The 18,295-nt window shown below is 35.3% G+C and carries 13 protein-coding genes and 1 pseudogene; 13 read left to right on the forward strand and 1 reads right to left on the reverse strand.

The genetic code is table 11. The annotated features are described in order from the left end of the window. From KJ849_00130 to KJ849_00140, 3 genes are all read left to right on the forward strand, one after another. Nucleotides 1-4,553 (forward strand): hypothetical protein (locus tag KJ849_00130; GenBank protein ID MBU2598985.1); only part of this gene is annotated, 4,553 nt, incomplete at its 5' end. Between the two features lie 16 nt (nucleotides 4,554-4,569). Continuing rightward, nucleotides 4,570-5,433 carry a PorV/PorQ family protein gene (locus KJ849_00135; protein MBU2598986.1) on the forward strand — a complete coding sequence of 288 codons (864 nt, stop codon included), beginning with the start codon at nucleotides 4,570-4,572 and terminating at the stop codon, nucleotides 5,431-5,433. A gap of 52 nt (nucleotides 5,434-5,485) precedes the next feature. Next, entirely contained in the window at nucleotides 5,486-6,448 is a 963-nt protein-coding gene (locus KJ849_00140; protein ID MBU2598987.1) for a LysM peptidoglycan-binding domain-containing protein, read from the forward strand. 125 nt (nucleotides 6,449-6,573) lie between these two features. Here the strand turns inward: KJ849_00140 and KJ849_00145 are convergent, their stop codons facing one another. Next, complete coding sequence (locus tag KJ849_00145) at nucleotides 6,574-7,311, reverse strand: 5-formyltetrahydrofolate cyclo-ligase (protein ID MBU2598988.1); 738 nt, start codon at nucleotides 7,309-7,311, stop codon at nucleotides 6,574-6,576. Between the two features lie 194 nt (nucleotides 7,312-7,505). Between KJ849_00145 and KJ849_00150 the strand changes: the two genes are divergently transcribed. From KJ849_00150 to ahcY, 10 genes and pseudogenes are all read left to right on the forward strand, one after another. Next, complete coding sequence (locus KJ849_00150) at nucleotides 7,506-8,618, forward strand: branched-chain amino acid ABC transporter substrate-binding protein (GenBank protein MBU2598989.1); 1,113 nt, start codon at nucleotides 7,506-7,508, stop codon at nucleotides 8,616-8,618. Nucleotides 8,619-8,770: 152 nt separating this feature from the next. Continuing rightward, the gene (locus tag KJ849_00155; protein ID MBU2598990.1) at nucleotides 8,771-9,667 is read left to right on the forward strand and encodes a branched-chain amino acid ABC transporter permease; all 897 of its coding nucleotides are present in this window, start codon (nucleotides 8,771-8,773) and stop codon (nucleotides 9,665-9,667) included. 254 nt (nucleotides 9,668-9,921) lie between these two features. Beyond that, entirely contained in the window at nucleotides 9,922-11,679 is a 1,758-nt protein-coding gene (locus KJ849_00160) for a branched-chain amino acid ABC transporter ATP-binding protein/permease (GenBank protein ID MBU2598991.1), read from the forward strand. Next, complete coding sequence (locus tag KJ849_00165) at nucleotides 11,672-12,391, forward strand: ABC transporter ATP-binding protein (GenBank protein ID MBU2598992.1); 720 nt, start codon at nucleotides 11,672-11,674, stop codon at nucleotides 12,389-12,391. The genes KJ849_00160 and KJ849_00165 overlap by 8 nt, the downstream gene beginning before the upstream one ends. A gap of 221 nt (nucleotides 12,392-12,612) precedes the next feature. Next, nucleotides 12,613-13,726, forward strand: a pseudogene (gene prfB / locus KJ849_00170) (peptide chain release factor 2). 1 nt (nucleotide 13,727) lies between these two features. Beyond that, the gene (gene purD / locus KJ849_00175; protein MBU2598993.1) at nucleotides 13,728-14,996 is read left to right on the forward strand and encodes a phosphoribosylamine--glycine ligase; all 1,269 of its coding nucleotides are present in this window, start codon (nucleotides 13,728-13,730) and stop codon (nucleotides 14,994-14,996) included. Continuing rightward, the gene (locus tag KJ849_00180; protein ID MBU2598994.1) at nucleotides 14,989-15,333 is read left to right on the forward strand and encodes a histidine triad nucleotide-binding protein; all 345 of its coding nucleotides are present in this window, start codon (nucleotides 14,989-14,991) and stop codon (nucleotides 15,331-15,333) included. Before purD ends, KJ849_00180 begins: the two co-directional genes overlap by 8 nt. A gap of 92 nt (nucleotides 15,334-15,425) precedes the next feature. Continuing rightward, a complete protein-coding gene (gene rpsU / locus KJ849_00185; protein MBU2598995.1) occupies nucleotides 15,426-15,605 on the forward strand; it encodes a 30S ribosomal protein S21 in 180 nt (59 codons plus the stop codon). A 42-nt stretch (nucleotides 15,606-15,647) separates the two neighbouring features. Continuing rightward, nucleotides 15,648-16,793, forward strand: coding sequence for a methionine adenosyltransferase (gene metK / locus KJ849_00190; protein ID MBU2598996.1), 1,146 nt, complete (start codon nucleotides 15,648-15,650; stop codon nucleotides 16,791-16,793). A 204-nt stretch (nucleotides 16,794-16,997) separates the two neighbouring features. Next, entirely contained in the window at nucleotides 16,998-18,263 is a 1,266-nt protein-coding gene (gene ahcY / locus KJ849_00195) for an adenosylhomocysteinase (protein MBU2598997.1), read from the forward strand. The last annotated feature ends 32 nt before the right edge of the window (nucleotides 18,264-18,295 follow it).

An 18,295-nucleotide genomic window follows, 5' to 3' on the forward strand; every position in this document is an offset into this window, starting at 1 on the left:
CCGATCGAAGTTATGTTAAGGCCACCGATACCATTAAATTTTACTTCACCTCTACCGAGAAAAACTTAGCAGTGACTATAACTCAAGGTATTCTTACGACTAACTTAGATAGCAAGGCTGCTGGCGGCCTGACCTTGGCTGATAATGGGACTGCTCCTGATGCCGTAGCTAATGATGGTGTTTACACCGCTAGCTACACTCTCCAAGCCGGCAATACGGTCTTAGACGGAGCTAAGATTATCACCGCTGGTGTTTTAGATCTGGCTGGCAATAGCTTAGCTCCTACGGCAGGAGTAACGTTAGATCAGACCGCTCCTTCCTCCTTAAGTCTTACCATAAATGATACCGCTGGTTACACTGCTTCGACCCAAGTAAGCTTAAGTCTCTCAGCCACAGATGCTTCTGGCTCTGGCTTAGACAAGATCTGCTTCTCTAATGATGGAACTAACTATAGCTCTTGGGAAGACTATAACACAGCTAAGACCTGGACTGTTACTACTGCCGATGGAGTTAAAACCGTTCACTTTAAAGTCAAAGATATTGCTGGAAATGAAGCTACGGCCGTTAGCGATACTACTACTTTAGATACCACCGCTCCTTCGGGAACTATATCTATTGCTAATGGCGATGAATATACGACTTCAGCTGCTGTAACTTTAAATCTCTCTGGCTATGCTGATGGTGGTGGCAGTGGCTTGGATAAGGTTTGTTACTCTAATGATGGCAGTAGTTATTCTTCCTGGGAGAATGCTGCTGCTACTAAGACTAACTGGAGCTTAACTTCTGGCGATGGCGTTAAGACGGTCTACTATAGGCTTAGAGATAATGTCGGCAATATCGGGACTTATTCCGATACGATTAAATTAGATACAGTTGCTCCTACTAAAATTTCTGCTTATGTCATCATTGACAGTGGAGCTACTTATTCTACCGATACTACCTTAGATTTCACCTGGAGTGGCTTTACTGATAATTATAGCGATATCGAATGTTTCTACTACTCCTTTAGTAATAACGGTGGCACTATTACTGGCACCCAAGTTTTTACTAATACCGGTCAATTAACAGGTTCCTCACAAGGAACGGTAAATATCTATGTTTGGGCTAAAGATGCTGCTGGGAATATTGGCCAGGCTGTTAATGATACTATCATCGTGGACTCCATTGCCCCTTCTAATTCAGCCACAGTAGTTATTAACGGAGGAGCAGTCTCTTCTTCAAATACCATCTTAGATTTTACCTGGTCTGGATTTGCTGATACTGGTGGCACCGGTATTACCGGATACTACTACAGCTTTACTAATAATCAAGGAACTCCTAATGGGACTTATACTACTTCTACTTCTGGCCAGCTGGTCGGTGCTTCTATTGGAACTGTAAATATCTATGCCTGGGCTAAAGATGCCGCTGGGAATATTGGCTTAGCTGCAAGTGATTCTATTATGGTAGATATTATTCCTACGGGTACTTTAACAGCCAGCAAAAATAGCGCCAGAATAAACGATACTATTCTCTTTACAGCAGCCTTAAATGCCAAAGGATATAATGTTACTATTAACTACGACTCTCTATTGGCAACTCCTATAGGAGCTCAAACTATGGCTGATTTAGGTAATGGCTCCTATAGTAAAGAAATAACTGTTACTAAAAATCAAACTAATCCTTCAGCTTCTGTCTCTATGTTGGCCAAAGATATAGCTAACAATGAATTTACAGCTTCAAAGACTATTAACTTAGATAATACCCCACCAATCTTTACTTCTAATATCAGTAATGATGCTGATTTAATTTATAAAAATTTAGATACTATAAAATTCGCTTCTACCTGGGATGATAATAATTATACCTTATCAGTAAATTTTAGCAATATAGATTCTTATTATATTTCTGGATCTGAAAATATTACGAATAATGGCAATAATACTTATACTATCATCTATATGATAAACAAGAATAATACTAAATCTGATAACAGCAATCTATCTATTAATATAACTGCCACTGATACTGCAGGAAATACGAATAGCAATAATAGCTTGGCAGTAACTCTGGATAACACTGCTCCTTCTGTCCCAGTAATTACTCAACCTACTACTCCTACTAATTCTTCTACTATTAATGTTTCTGGAGCAGCTGAAAGTAGTTCTACGGTGGAGCTATATGCCAATGGTGGTTATGTCAATAGTGCTACTTCATCTCCTGATTTTAGCTTTAGTCAAGTACCTTTGTTGGAAGGGGATAATAAGATAACAGCTAGAGTTATTGATCTGGCAGGAAATATTAGTCCTTTTGGCCAAGCTAAACAAGTTACCTTAGATACTAAAGCTCCTGTCTTTGCTACTCTTAATACTTCTCATTCTTTAATTAAGACAGGAACAAATACTATTACTTTTACTACTACAGAAACATTGCAATCTAATCCTACGGTGACGGTAAACAACAAAGAAACTACTTATGATTCTTTAAATGGACTCACTTATACTTATAAGTATCCTATCTCTGCAAATGGAGAAACTCAAGGACCTACTACGATTAAGATAGTGGGTAAGGATCTATCGGGCAACGAAGGAAGCAATTCTTTTGGCAGCTTTACTATTGATACCACTTCGCCTACTTCCTTAAGTGTTATCATTAACGATACCACTGGTTATACTGCTGCTACTTTAGTCAGTTTGGCTCTTAGTGCTTCTGATGGTAATGGTTCAGGGATAGATAAGATGTGTTTTTCTAATGATGGTATTACTTATAGTAGTTGGGAGGGCTACAATACTGCTAATACCTGGACCATTACCAAAGGAGATGGAACTAAGACTGTTTATTTCAAAGTAAAAGATCTCGTCGGTAATGAATCTTTAGCCGTGACTGATACCACTACCTTAGATCAAGCAGGGCCTGCTGGAAGCATTAAAATTACTAATGGGGCAGAATATGCTACCACCGCTACGGTGATCTTAAATCTCACTTATAGTGATGAGGGTAGTGGTGTCGATAAAGTATGTTATGCTAATCTTGATAATGAAAGTAGTTATTCTTCTTGGGAAGATCCTACGATTGCTAAAAATTGGACATTATCTAGTGGTGATGGCGAAAAATATGTCTATTATAAAATTAGAGATAAAGTTGGACATCTGGCTACTTTTGTTGATCTTATAAAATTAGATACTTTAAAACCTGGTGGCACTCTTACTGCTAACAAGACAGAAAGTATTAGAGTTGAAGATACGATCATCTTTACCGCTTACTTAGATACTCCATCTTATACAGTAGTGATAAATTATGATGGCTTACTAGAAACTCCCCTCGGCGATGAAAAGATGGATGACGAAGGTAATGGTAATTATACAATTAAAGCTAAGGTTACTAATAAGAACAATGATAAAGAAGCTTCAGTTTATATCAAAGCTACAGATACTGCCGGAAATACTTTTACCACGGCCATGAAGGTAGAACTAAACAACGAAATTCCTCCATTACAAGATGATCAAGGCAATGAAGGTGTTTCTATAAATCCTGCTCCTGTTCCTGTGGAAATTTCTGGAATAAAAGTTGCCTATGAAGTCTATGTTTCAGCCATAAAAATCTCAGGAAAGGTTAAAGGAGCAAAGTTAGTCTTAGTTAGAGGAGAAGTAGAAAATAGTCCGGTCATTATTCCTCGGGATGATATGTTTAGCAAACAGGTACCGTTAGTGGTTGGAAAGAATGAGATTACTATTATCATAAGAGATTCAGCCGATAATGAGTTTGTCAAGACCATCTTTGTAGTTTATACTATTCCTAAAGCTACGGAAATAGTAGGAAAAGAAGGAAAAGAAGTCATATCGCCAGATAAGTCAAAGGTTGAAATCCCAGAGGATGCTTTAATTAAAGATGAAAAGATCTCTATTAAACCAGCTAACAAAGATGAACAAATTAAACCTTATGAAACCCAACAAAAAATTAAACTTTTGGGCATTCCTCATGAGTTTGGCCCAGTAAATATTGTCTTCCATCGACCCGTTAAGGTTACTTTATCTTATCAAGATAGTGATTGGGATATTAATGGCAATGGCATAAGAGATATTTATCTTGATGGTAGTAAACCTAATGAACTTGATGAAGGTAAGTTTGAAATTGTCTTTTGGGATGGCAAGGAATGGATAAAAGCAGGAAATAGCATAGTAGATCTTGTAAATAACACAGTCAGCGTAAGGGTCAATCATTTTACTATCTATGATATTGGTGAATTTCAAGGACAAGATATTCCAGAAAAGTTCAATCTCTACTTGAGTAAGAATCCATTTAAAGCTGGTTCCGATACGATATACCTTACTTATGATCTAACTAAAGACGCTAAAGTGACCATTAAGATATTTAACTTAGCTGGTGATTTAGTAAGAACATTATTGAGCAATGTAAACAGAGATGCTGACAAAAACATGTCTGAAGCTTGGGATGGTTTAAATAACCAAGGAGAATATATAGGAAGTGGTATCTATGTTTATTACTTTAAAGCTGAATATACTGATGGTTCTAAGCCAGATATAGTTTCTAAGCCTGTTGGTGTAGTCAAATGAAGAAGGAGGAAGGCCAATGAAGAAGATAATGTTTTTGATGATCATCCTTCCATTATGGTTTGTTTTGCCTTCTTATGCTGATTCTTTTACCGATCTTCAAATGGGGGCAAGACCTGCGGGCATGGGAGGTGCTTTTGTAGCCATAGCAGATGACGCTAACGCTCTGTATTGGAATCCAGCTGGGCTTATTCAAAATACTTTTGTGGAATTTACCACTATGCATGGTATTCCTTTTGGAATAAAGACTCTTTCTACTGATTATATTGCTTATGCTCAACCTTTGGGGCTTCGCTATGGATTTGGAGTGAGTTTCTTAAGAAATGCCGCTAAATTAGAAGAAGGAGTGTTAAAAAAGACAAGTAAGATGACAGAAGATACATATACTCTTACTTTAGCTTCAGCCGTTAATTCAAAAGTCTCTCTTGGTACTACTATTAAAAGATTAGCCATTGAGACTAAAATTGAAAGCGGAGCAGGTTTTGGTTTCGACTTTGGTATTCTTTATAAATATAGTGATAGAATATCATTTGGCACTATGTTTAGAAATTTGGCTGCAGATGTGAAGGATGAAAAAGTTCCCAATGTCTTTAGAGTAGGAACAGCTATTAAGTGGGGAAAAAACTTACTCTTGGCTTTAGATGTAAATGGAAAGGAAGGGATAAATAACCAAGAAGAAACTACTTATTTATTACATTTGGGCGCTGAAAAGAAATTTGGTAGGAATTTTGCTTTTAGAATAGGCAGCGATCAAGACCAAAATTTAAGTTTTGGATTAGGATTTATTTATAGAACTTGGGTTATGGACTATGCTTATTACAAGAGTAATGCTGATTTGGATTACTCTCATCGACTTTCTTTATCATTACACTATAATGAATAAACTGCTGCAAAATCTTTATAGCAGCTTTTTTAAAGAATAAAAGGAGGTAGTCATGAAAAGATTTATTATTCTCTTTATTTCTTTGGTTGTCTTTCTTCCAGTGTGGACATTAGCTGTCACAGAGACTTCGGCTGGTAATTTCACCATCGTTATCAAGAAAGGAGATACCATCCATAAGATAGCCAAGCAGTATTTGAAGAATCCTAAAGAGTGGCAAAAGATAGTCAAATTTGAAGAAAATAAGCACATCAAAAACCCAAATAAGATTTATCCTGGCCAAGCAATTACTATTCCCTTTCATTTATTGAAAGAAGAATATGTCCAAAAACCTATTGCTATTAAGAGCGAAGAAGTAGAAAAACTAAAAGCTGAAATAAAATCTTTAAAGGCCGAAGTAGAACCCTTAAGGGTTGAAATTAAAGAAAAGAATGATTATATTGCTAAATTAAAAGAAGAATTAACTGAAAAATGTGCTTACCTTGAAGAACAAAACTTAAAGATCACTAACTTTCAAGATGAAGTATCTACTTTAACGATGTCTTTAAATAATAAAGAGCTGTCTTTAAAGGAAAAAGAATTACTTTTGGGTAACAAAGAAACACTCTTAAAGGAAAAAGAAGAAGAGCTAAAAGTGGCCAAAGCTGAAGCAGGACAGTTAAGTGAAAGATTAGTTAAGATGGAAGAAGAATATAAGTTTGCTCAAAAAGCAGTCAAAGCAGATGAAATGGTAGCCAAGTCTATTATTTCCTTAGAGAGAGCTAAAGAAAAAGGAGCCTTAAGATATGAAAAACAACTTGTTAAGAGTGCCGAGCTTCTTAAGGAAAAAGCTGCCTGGGCTATGATTCGTAAAGAGTATGAAAGAAGTGTGGTCTTAGCTGAGGAGTCTATTAAAGATGCCAGTGAAGCTGAGCAGATTGCCGATAATATGGCTGGAAAATATAAGATCTCTTTCTTATTTGATCATTTTTATTTTTGGAACTTAAAGAATAAGCCTACTTTACTAAGGACAGAATAACATCAAAATTTTGATGTTATTCTTGAGAAGAAAAGTAGGGAAAATAAATTTAGAGGAAAAAACTACCTTCTTTTTATCTTTAAATCTTTTGTAGCCAGTGTTTCTCTTTGAAACACTGGCTTAATTTATTTCTTAACTTTCTGTGGTCCAGGTTTTATAGTTTCTTTCTCGGTGACAATTAGGTGGACGGGTAGATCATTAAGATCACGAGGAAAGCTTTTTACAATTTGCAGTTGAAAAGCTAACCCTAAGCAAGTAACATCTTTTCTTAACTCCAGAAGAAAGCGATCGTAATAGCCTCCTCCATAACCAATTCTATATCCTTCTTGGTCAAAAACCACTCCAGGTACAATGACTAAATCAACTTCTTGAGGAGAGATAATTCTTCTATAATTAACTTTGGGTTCCAAAATTCCAAAGGTTCCTATTTCTAATTCTTCTTCCATGTTTTTTATTTCTGAAATAAGCAATCTTTTTTCTTTAGGTAAAGCAAGAGGTACCGCTACTTTCTTTTTTTGTTTAATTAATTCCATTATGATTTCTCGGGTAACTACTTCGCTCCCAAAATTTACATAGGTAAATATAATTTGAGCCTTTGAAACCTCTTGAAGAGAAAATAGTCTTTCTTTTATTTTTCTACTCTTCTCTTCTATTTTTTCTTTTTTCAACAAGTTTCTTTTATGAAGAAGTTTATTTCTTAACTCTTGTTTCACATTTTCTTTCTCTTGGTAATTTAAGCTAAAATCTTTACCAGGATAATGGTTTTTAATCATTAATGGTTTATTTGTTTTGGGGTAAAAAGAGGTTGGTTTTTTAATCTTTTGCCAAATTGGTTTTTGTCTTTTATTAATATTTCTCGTCATCTTCTTTAAAAAATTTTTTTCCTTTTGCCCTCACTTTACTTTTCTCTCAAAAATATTAGTTTAACCAAGTTTCCTGTAGTTGTCAAATGGTTTCAGCAATTGTGTTAGCCACAAATAATTAAATTGACTTAGAGGGTAATTTTTGATACAAGTATGAATAATTTTCTTAGTCTTCTAGCAGGAGGTAATTAGAAATGCTTAAGAAGTTGATGATCTTTATTATTCCTATCTTCTTTCTTTTTAATTGTGCCAAAAAAGAAGAGGTCATTAAGATTGGAGGAGTGGGGCCTTTAACTGGTTCTCAAGCAGAAATAGGACAAGATTTAATTAACGGAGAGAAATTAGCGGTGGAAGAGATTAATGCTCAAGGAGGTCTTTTAGGTAAAAAAGTAGAATTACTAGCGATGGATGATAAAGCTGATCCTAAAGAAGCGGTAAACGTGGCTCATAAATTTGTTTCTGATCCTGATATCGTAGCGGTGGTAGGCCATTTAAATAGTGGCGCTACTCTTCCTGCTTCCATTGTTTATCATCAAGCCAACATGGTGATGCTTACTCCTTCTTCTACTAATCCCAAGGTTACCAAGCAAGGATTTAAGAATGTCTTTAGAGCTTGTATTACCGATGAGGTTCAAGGACCTTTATGTGCAAGTTTTGCTATCGAGACATTAAAAAAGGAAAAAATTGCTGTTTTACACGACAAAACAGCTTATGGTCAAGGAATAGCTGAGCAATTTACTAAAACAGTGATAGAAAAAGGTAAGAATCTTTTACTCTTTGAAGGAATTACCGAAGGTGAGAGAGATTTTATGGCGATTTTAACTAAGATTAAGAATTTAAACCCAGATCTTCTTTTCTTTGGAGGAATATTCCCAGAAGGCGGTATCATTATTAAACAAGCTCGACAATTAGGTCTTAAAGCTACTTTTATGACCGGTGATGGATGTTTTGCTCCAGAATTTATGAGGATTGCTGGTCAAGCTTCAGAGGGAACGGTGGTTAGTTTCTTAGCTCCTCCTTGGGAAGAGAAAAAGTCTGCTTCTGAGTTTGTTGCTACATTCAAAAAGAAGTATGGAGCAGTAAAGACCTATGCTCCTTATGGGTATGAATGTGTGAATATTATTGCTCAAGCCATTAAGATAGCTGGTAAGGTGGAAAGAAGAACGATTTTAGAAGTGATGAACGATCCTGATTTTTACTACGAAGGCATCTTAGGTAGAACTCAGTTTGATCTTTATGGAGATACCAAGAATAAAGACCTTTATTTTTATGTAGTCAAGAACGGTAAATTTCAATTATACAGATAATTAAAAGAGTAAACTTTCAGGTGTCAGCAGGAAGCTTTGACCTAAATATCCTCAAGCAAAATAAGTTTGCGAAAAGTGGTTAAAAAATTATAGATTTTTGAAAACTGATACCTGAATGCTGACTAAAAGACAAAGATAATCGATGAAAACATATGTTTCTCCAGCAAGTTATTAATGGACTTACTTTAGGATGTATCTATGCTCTCATTGCTTTAGGTTATACTTTGATCTTTGGCATTATTAAGCTTATTAATTTTGCTCAAGGAGAAGTGTCGATGGTGGGAGCCTATATCGCCGTGGGAGTGATTATCGTTTTAAGTAAGTTTGGATTTTTAACAGAAAATTTATTTTTAAGTTTAACTTTTGTCTTCTTGGTAACGGTGATAGGGTGTTCTTTATTAGGAATATTAGTAGAACTGGTGGCTTTTCGTCCCCTTAGAAATTCTCCTTCTCTTAGTGCTTTAATTACTTCTTTAGGAGTATCTATCTTTCTCCAAAATGGTTTTATGCTCTTATTTGGCTCTGAGAATAAGATATTTCCTTCTCTTTTCCAAAAACTACTCCCTTTAGGAAATACTCATCTTTCTTATCTTCAAATATTTATTATTGTCTTATCCTTAATCTTGATGCTATTACTCCACCTTTTTATCAAAAAGACCAAATTAGGCAAATCTATGCGGGCAGTTTCAGAGGATAAGGTGCTCTCTAATTTAATGGGTATCAACATCAACAAGACCATTAGAAGTACTTTTATTGTAGCTTCTATTTTGGGGGGTGTGTCTGGAATTATGTTGGGTATGTATTATGGAGTAGCTCGTTACGATATGGGGCTTTTTCCTGGGATTAAAGCTTTTACGGCCGCTATCTTAGGGGGAATTGGAAATGTCCCTGGAGCAATGGTGGGGGGAGTGGTCTTGGGAATTGTAGAAAGTTTAAGTGCGGGATATATTTCTGTAGATTATAAGGATGTTTTTGCTTTTATTCTCTTGATTATAGTCTTGATCTTTAAGCCTCAAGGATTTTTAGGAGAGAAAGTTTCTCAAGAATAGTAAACTTGCCGTAAGTGTTCAGCTATCAGCCTTCAGCTTGGACAAGGCCTTACAGCTCAAAAGCGGAAGACACAAAAGGTAGAAATGCTTCGTTTTGCCTTGATTTTATGGTCAAAGCTTTCTACTTAAGCTTCAGGCTGAATGTTTATAAATATTGATAAAATTCTAAACTTTAAGCAAATCCAAAGCCTAAATTTTCGCAAACCAATCTTTATCAGCAATACTAATTATGAAACTTTATAGAATATAGTTTTATGCAAAGAGAAGGTATTTTAAGAAAATCCATCATTTCTTTTTTAATCATAGTCTCTTTAATTAGCCTGCCTTTTATCTTGCCTACCCAATACTATGTCCATATCTTAGTTCTTTCTGGAGTTTATGTCATTATGGCGACAGGGCTTAATTTGGTAGTAGGTTTGGTTGGTTTATTAGATTTAGGATATATGGCTTTTTATGCTGTAGGTGCTTATAGCTGTGCTCTTTTATCTATTCATTACCAAATTTCATTTTGGTTTTTACTTCCTTTGGGGGGAATATTAGCGGCAGGTTTTGGAGTATTGTTAGCTTTGCCAGCTTTGAGAGTTAGAGGAATGTACTTAGCTATTGTTACTTTAGGATTTGGAGAGATTACTCGGCTCATCCTTACTAATTGGGATAGCTTAACTAACGGACCTAAAGGGATAATGGGGGTTTTGCCTCCCCAGATAAATAACTTTACTTTTATCACCCCTACTTCATTTTATTATCTAATCTTATTATTAGGAACAGGAGTGGTCCTGGCTACTTACCAGCTAAGCCAGTCCAGAATAGGAAAAATTTGGTTAGCGATTAAAGATGATGAAGTCGCAGCTTCTGCATTAGGAGTAAATATTATCAAGATGAAGTTAGCCGCTATAGCCATAGGAGCTTTTTTAGCGGGCATGGCTGGTTGTTTCTTTGTTAGTTGGCAAGGATTTGTAGCTCCCATGAGCTTTACTTTCTTGGAATATATTATTATCTTATCTATTGTCATTTTAGGTGGTCTAGGCAATATTTTAGGTTCAGTAGTTAGTGCCTTTATCTTAATTATCTTGCCTGAACTTTTGAGAGAATTTCAGATATATAGGATGTTATTTTTTGGCTTATCTTTAATCCTGATCATGGTTTATAAAAGTAAAAGAAAGGTTAAAGCCAAGGATGTTACCTACCACGAAGATCTCGAAGTATCAAAAAAAGAGCATTTAAATATCTTAAAGAGTTTAGAAGTAAAAAATAGTATCAGACCTAAGGAAGGTATAGTTTTAGAAGCAGAAGGAATAAGTAAGAATTTTGGAGGCTTAAGAGCTTTATCTTATGTAGACTTTAAAGTTAGAGAATTGGAGATCTTAAGTATTATTGGGCCTAATGGTGCAGGCAAGACGACTCTCTTTAATTGTATCAGTGGTTTAGAAAGACCTGATTGTGGCAAAGTGCATTTTCAAGAAAAGAAGATTATCGGAGGTCATAAAGATTTAAAGACTTATCAAATAGCCAAAGCTGGTATCTCTCGAACCTTTCAAAATGCTCGGCTCTTTGAAAGCTTAAATGTTTTAGAAAATATCCTAATAGGAAGTTATCTTTATCAAGATAAAGAACAAGAAGAAGGAAGGGATACTGCTCTCGATATGTTGGATTGTGTAGGTTTGAAAGAAAAGATTAAGGAAGAAGTTAATAGTTTAAGTTATGGCTACCAACGATACTTAGAGATTGCCCGAGCTTTGGCGACTAAGCCTAAACTACTCCTTTTGGATGAACCAGCGAACGGATTAAATAGGCACGAAAGAGAGATATTAATGAAGTTACTTTTTAAAATAAGGGAAGAATTAAGGATGACCATTATCTTAATTGAACATGATATGAGGGTAGTAATGAAGATTTCAGATAGGATAGTGGTTTTAGATCACGGAAAAAAGATTGCCGAGGGAACGCCTCAAGAGATTAAAGAAAGTTCTTTGGTTCAAGGAGCTTATTTAGGAAAGAATAAAAATGAATGAAGAGATCTTATTGGAAGTAAAAGATATTTGGGTCTATTATACCAATATTCCTGCCTTGAAAGGTGTTTCGTTAAAGGTAAAAAGAGGAGAGATAGTAGCTCTTTTAGGGGCTAATGGCGCTGGAAAGACTACTACTTTAATGGCTATTTCTCAAATCTTAAAAATTAAGCAAGGCAAAATATTTTATAAAGGAAGGGATATAACTAATCTTTCTCCAGAAAAGATAGCTACGATGGGTATAAGACAGATACCAGAACGAAAGAAAGTCTTTCGTTATCTAAAGGTAGAAGATAACTTATTAATGGGTGCTTACTTAGAAAAAGATAAAGTTAAAATTAAAGAAAACTTAGAGAAAGTTTATCATTTTTTTCCTCAACTTTGGGAAAGAAAGGATAAATTAGGAGATACCTTAAGTGGCGGAGAACAACAGATGTTAGCTATTGGCATGGCTTTAATGTTAGAAGTAGAACTTCTTCTTTTAGACGAACCTTCCTTAGGACTGGCGCCTAAATTAGTGGAAGAAACTTTTGAAATCATAACCGAGATAAATAAAAAAGGAACTTCTATCTTATTAGTGGAGCAAAATGTTCAGATGGCTTTAGAGGTAGCTAAACGAGGATATGTTTTAGAGGTAAGTCAAATTAAATTTGAAGATTCTGCCGAAGGTCTATTAAAAAATCCTAAAATTAAAGAAGCTTATTTAGGAAGTTAGACCCAATAAAAATTAGTTTGCGAAAAATTCAGCTTCCTAATAGCTTCCTAATAAGTTGAAAATTCTCTGTCAGTAAACTCTTAAGCTCATGTTTATAAATAATAAATGTTCAATCAAATGAGATCTATAATCTCAAAATCTTGCAATAATAATTGACAATTAAATAAAGGTAAGATACGATAAAATAAAGTTATTAAAGAATATGATAGGAGTTTAAGCTGATGTGGGAAGAAAAATATTCAGAGATAGAAGAGATTCAAAAAAAGATAGATGATTTAAAGGAGTATCTTTGAATATAAAAAGAATTTAGAGATAGTTCAAAGATTAGAAAAACTAATTTTAAAGCCTAATTTTTGGAATGAAGGCGAAGAGGCCAAAAAAGTGATGCAAGAACTGAGTCAGGCTAAAGAAGGGGTAAGTATTATTGATCATTTATCTTCTAAGGTTGAAGATCTAAAAATATTAGTTAAATTAGGCGAGGAAGAAAATGATAGCTCAGTTATTACCGAAATCGAAAAAGAGATAGCTTTACTCCATAAAGATATAAGGGATCTTGAGTTAAGGAGCTTATTTAAAGAAGAGCATAGTAAAAATAATGCTTTGGTCTCTATCCGTCCAGGCACAGGAGGGACAGAATCGTGTGATTGGGCTTCCATGCTTTTAAGGATGTATCTTAGATGGGCAGAGGCTAATGGTTTTAAAGTTTCTATTCTCTACTTATTGCCAGACGAAGAAGCCAAAGGCATTAAAGATGTTACTCTTAAGGTAAGTGGTAATTATGCTTATGGTTACTTAAGAGCAGAAGATGGTGTCCATAGATTAGTAAGGATTTCACCTTTTGATGCCAGTGGAAGACGACATACTTCTTTTGTTTCGGTCTCAGTTATTCCTGAAATAGAAGATGATATCATTGTAGAGATAAAAGATGAGGATCTATCCATTGATACTTTTCGAGCTAGTGGTGCTGGAGGGCAACATGTTAATGTTACGGATTCGGCAGTAAGAATTACCCATCTTCCTACCAAGATGGTGGTTACTTGTCAAAACGAACGATCTCAATACAAAAACAAGATCAGTGCTTTGAAGGTTTTAAAGTCTCGGTTATATGAATATTATCAAAGAGAAAAAGAAGAAAAGATGAAGAAAATTAGGGGTGAAAAAAAAGAGATTGCCTGGGGAAGTCAAATTCGCTCTTATGTTTTTCAACCTTATACTTTAATCAAGGACCATCGAACTGGAATAGAAAGAGGAGATGGTCAAAAGGTCTTAGATGGTGATCTGATGGATCTGATGATTGCTTTTCTTCAAAGCAAGGCTAAAGGTAAACAAAGTTAAAATGAGAGTCTTGGTGATTGGTTCTGGAGGTCGAGAGCATGCTATTTGTTATCAACTTAAACAAAGTAAAAAAGTAGAGCAGATTTATGCTATTCCTGGAAATGGAGGCTTAGCTAAGATAGCTTGTTGTCTAAACATTAATCTTGGAGAAGAAGGTTATCTTAAAAAGATTAAAGAGGTGGTAAATCAAGAAAAGATTGACCTTACTATTGTAGGGTCTGAAACCCCTTTAGTCGATGGGATAGTAGATTATTTTAAAAAAGATGGTTTAAAGATATTTGGTCCCCAAAAAGCAGCCGCGATGATCGAAGGAAGTAAAGCCTTTGCTAAAGAATTTATGGTTCGTCACCAGATACCTACTCCAAGATATAAGATATTTGAAGATGCTCAAAAGGCTATAAAGTATCTCGAAGAACATAATTATCCTTTAGTGGTTAAATATGATGGTTTAGCTGCTGGTAAAGGTGTCTTTATTTGCCAAGGCAAAGAAGAAGCTACCCAGGCTATTGATGATATTTTAGTAAAAAAGATATTTAGTCAGGATAATCCTAAGATAATCATTGAGGATTTTGAAGAAGGAGAGGAGATTTCTTTATTAGCTTTTTGTGATGGTCAGGATGCCATCTGTTTGCCTTCGGCGCGAGATCATAAACGTCTCCTTGATGGAGATAAAGGTCCAAATACTGGAGGGATGGGAGCTTACTCACCTTTTCCTTTGGTAGATGATCAGTTATTAAAAAAGATAAAAGAAGAGATCTTGTTACCTACCGTAGCAGGATTAAGAAATGAAGGCCGGGCTTATGTAGGCGTACTTTACTTAGGATTAATTAAGACTAAAGAAGAGGTTAAGGTATTAGAATACAATGCTCGTTTAGGCGACCCTGAGGCTCAAGTGCTTTTACCTCGATTAGAAACAGATTTAATAGAGATAATTGAAGCTTGCTTAGAAGGAAGGATTAAAGAAATAAAGGTAAGGTGGCGTTTAAAATCTTGTCTTTGTGTAGTTTTAGCTTCTTCTGGATATCCGGAGACAGTTAAAAAAGGAAAAGAGATTGAAGGATTGGAGATAGAAGATAATGAGGTGATTATTTTTCATGCGGGCACTAGGAGAGAAGGAGATAAGATAGTGACTAACGGAGGAAGAGTCTTAGGAGTAACAGCATTAGGTGAAGATATTTTAGAAGCTAAAGAAAAGGCTTATCAGGCAGTGAAAAAGATTAATTTTGAAGGAATGTATTATCGCTGTGATATAGGGAGAAATTATGCCTGATTGCTTATTTTGTAAAATAATTTCTAAAGAGATTAAGAGTAACATCGCTTATGAAGATGAAAAAGTAATGGCCTTTTTAGATGTAAACCCTAAAGCTCCTCTTCATATCTTAATTATTCCTAAAAAACATATCTCGACTATCTTAGAGATAGAAGAAGAGGATAAAGAATTAATTGGCCATATTTATTGGGTAGGAAATAAATTAGCTAAAGAAAATTATATTGACAAGGAAGGATTTAGAGTAATTTTAAACTGCAATAAAAATGCCGGCCAAGAAGTATTTCATATCCATTTTCATCTTTTAGGTGGTAGGAAATTACATTGGCCACCAGGGTAATGGTAAGCTTATCAAGGTTTATTAAGTTTTAAAAATTTAATTTAAATTTGATTTATTTGGATCTAGTTTACTTTTAGAGAGGGGGGATGAAGATGGCTGAGGTATTCGTAAGAGATAATGAATCTTTTGAAAATGTCTTAAGAAGATTTAAGAAAGAATGTCAAAAAGCTGGCATATTGTCAGAGTTAAAGAAGAGAGCTTTTTATGAAAAACCAAGCGAAAGAAGAAAAAAGAAGATGGAGGCTGCTCGTAGGAAGAAAAGATGGAGGTAGAAATTTCCATCAGATAATTTAGAAAGGAGATAAGGTATAATTATGAAAAGAAGGTATTTGTTTACTTCAGAATCAGTAACCGAAGGACATCCTGACAAGATAGCTGATCAGATATCAGATAGCGTTTTAGATGCGGTTATGGAACGAGACAAGATGGGAAGAGTAGCTTGCGAAACTACAGTTGCTACTGGGATGGCTTTTATTTGTGGAGAAATTACCACTACCTGCTACGTAGAGATTCCTAAAATTGCTAGAAGTGTAATTAAAGATATTGGTTATACCGATGCAGATTATGGTTTTGATTACGAAAGTTGTGCTGTGGTGGTAGCTATTGATGAGCAGTCTCCAGATATAGCCTTAGGTGTGGATCGGGATGGAGCAGGAGATCAAGGAATGATGTTTGGCTATGCTACTAACGAAACACCAGAATTTATGCCGATGCCTATTATCTTAGCTCATAAATTAACTAAACGGTTAGCTGAGGTACGAAAAAATAAAGATATTGCTTTTTTGCGTCCTGATGGAAAGTCTCAAGTTACGGTTGAATACTTTGAAGGTAAGCCAGTTAGAGTGGATAGTGTCGTGATCTCAGCTCAGCATAATCCAGGAATCTCTTATGAAGTAATTAGAGAGAATATTTTAGAGAAGGTAATTAGAAAAGTGATTTCAGCTGAGCTTTTAGATGAAGAAACAAAGTATTATATAAATCCTACCGGCAGATTTGTGATCGGAGGTCCTCAAGGAGATACCGGTTTAACTGGAAGAAAGATTATTGTCGATACTTATGGAGGCATGGGTAATCACGGAGGAGGTTGTTTTTCCGGAAAAGACCCTACTAAAGTAGACCGTTCGGGCTCATATATGGCTCGTTATGTGGCTAAAAATATTGTTGCGGCAGGCTTAGCTGATCGTTGCGAGGTGCAAATTGCTTATGCTATTGGAGTAGCTGAGCCAGTTTCGGTAATGATCAACACTAAGGGTAGTGCTAGAGTCCCAGAAGAAGATTTAGAAAAAGTAGTCAAAAAAATGTTCAATCTGACCCCAAAAGGAATTATTGAAACATTAGATTTAAGACGACCTATTTATAAAAAGACAGCTTGTTATGGCCATTTTGGAAGAGATGAAAAGGAGTTTACCTGGGAAAAAAATAATATGGTAGAAGTTTTAAGATCAGCCTTTAGCTTATAATAAATTAAAAAAGTAAGCATTCAAGTATCAGCTTTAATTAGGAATAAGTCCAGTTAAAGAAAGAGGTGCATATTTTTTCAGAGACGTTACTCCTTGATTTTATTAACGTTAGCTGATAGCTATAGCTGAACTTACTTAAAAAGAAATCTCAAGCTTAAAAACGAACAAAAAGTTTATTAAATAATTAAAAGGAGATGGTAAAAAATGTCTACTCAACAATATGATGTAGCAGATATAAATTTAGCGAGTAAGGGAAGACAGCGAATAAAGTGGGCGGCGAGAGAAATGTCGGTCTTAAGTATCATTAAAGAGCGGTTTAAGAAAGAAAAACCTTTAGCTGGGGTTAAGATTGCTGCTTGTCTTCATGTAACCTCCGAGACTGCTAATTTAGTTGATACTTTAAAGGAAGGTGGAGCAGAAGTAGTGCTATGTGCTTCTAACCCTCTTTCTACTCAAGATGATGTCGCGGCTAGTATTGTTTTAGACCTTGGAATACCTGTCTTTGCCATTAAAGGAGAAAGCAACGAGACTTACTACCGCCATATTTACAGTACCTTAGAAATTAAACCTGATATAACTATGGATGATGGGGCAGATTTAGTCTCGATCATTCATAAAGAGATGCCTGATTTAGCTAAAAAGATGATGGGAGGAACAGAAGAAACTACCACCGGGGTAATTCGACTGAAGAGTTTAGAGGCTAGAGATGCTTTAATGTTTCCAGTAATTGCAGTTAATGAGGCAATGACTAAGCATCTATTTGATAATCGTTACGGGACAGGACAAAGTACTATTGATGGTATTCTTCGAGCTACTAATGTTTTACTTTCCGGCAAAAACTTTGTAGTTTGTGGTTATGGGTGGTGCGGTAAAGGAGTGGCGATGCGAGCTAAAGGCGCAGGAGCTAAGGTGATCGTGACCGAAGTTAATCCCGTCAAAGCTCTGGAAGCTTTAATGGAAGGTTTTCAAGTAATGCCTATTATGGAAGCTTCAAAGATTGGAGATATATTTGTTACCGTAACTGGCGATATTAATGTGATTAGAAGAGAACATTTTGAAGTAATGAAGGATAAGGCTATCTTAGCTAATTCAGGTCATTTTAATGTAGAGATTGATATTCCCACTCTGGAAAGTATTTCTAAGTCAAGAAGAACAGTTAGAGAGTTTGTAGAAGAATTTACTTTAAAAGATGAAAAAAAGATCTATCTTTTAGCTGAAGGAAGGTTAGTTAATTTATCTTCTGCCGAGGGGCATCCTTCTTCGGTAATGGATATGAGCTTTGCTAACCAATCTCTAAGTGCTCAATATATGAAGGAAAATAAAGGTAAACTTAAAAATAAAGTCTATGTTATTCCTCAAGAGATAGATGAAGACATTGCTTTTATTAAGTTAAGTTCTATGGGAATGTCTATTGATGAATTAACGGAGGAACAAAAGAAGTATTTAGCTAGTTGGGAATTAGGAACCTAAGAGCTTCTTTTTTTATTTATTAGACTAAAAGG

The organism is bacterium (genome assembly GCA_018830565.1).
Taxonomy (GTDB): Bacteria; UBA9089; JAHJRX01; order JAHJRX01; family JAHJRX01; genus JAHJRX01.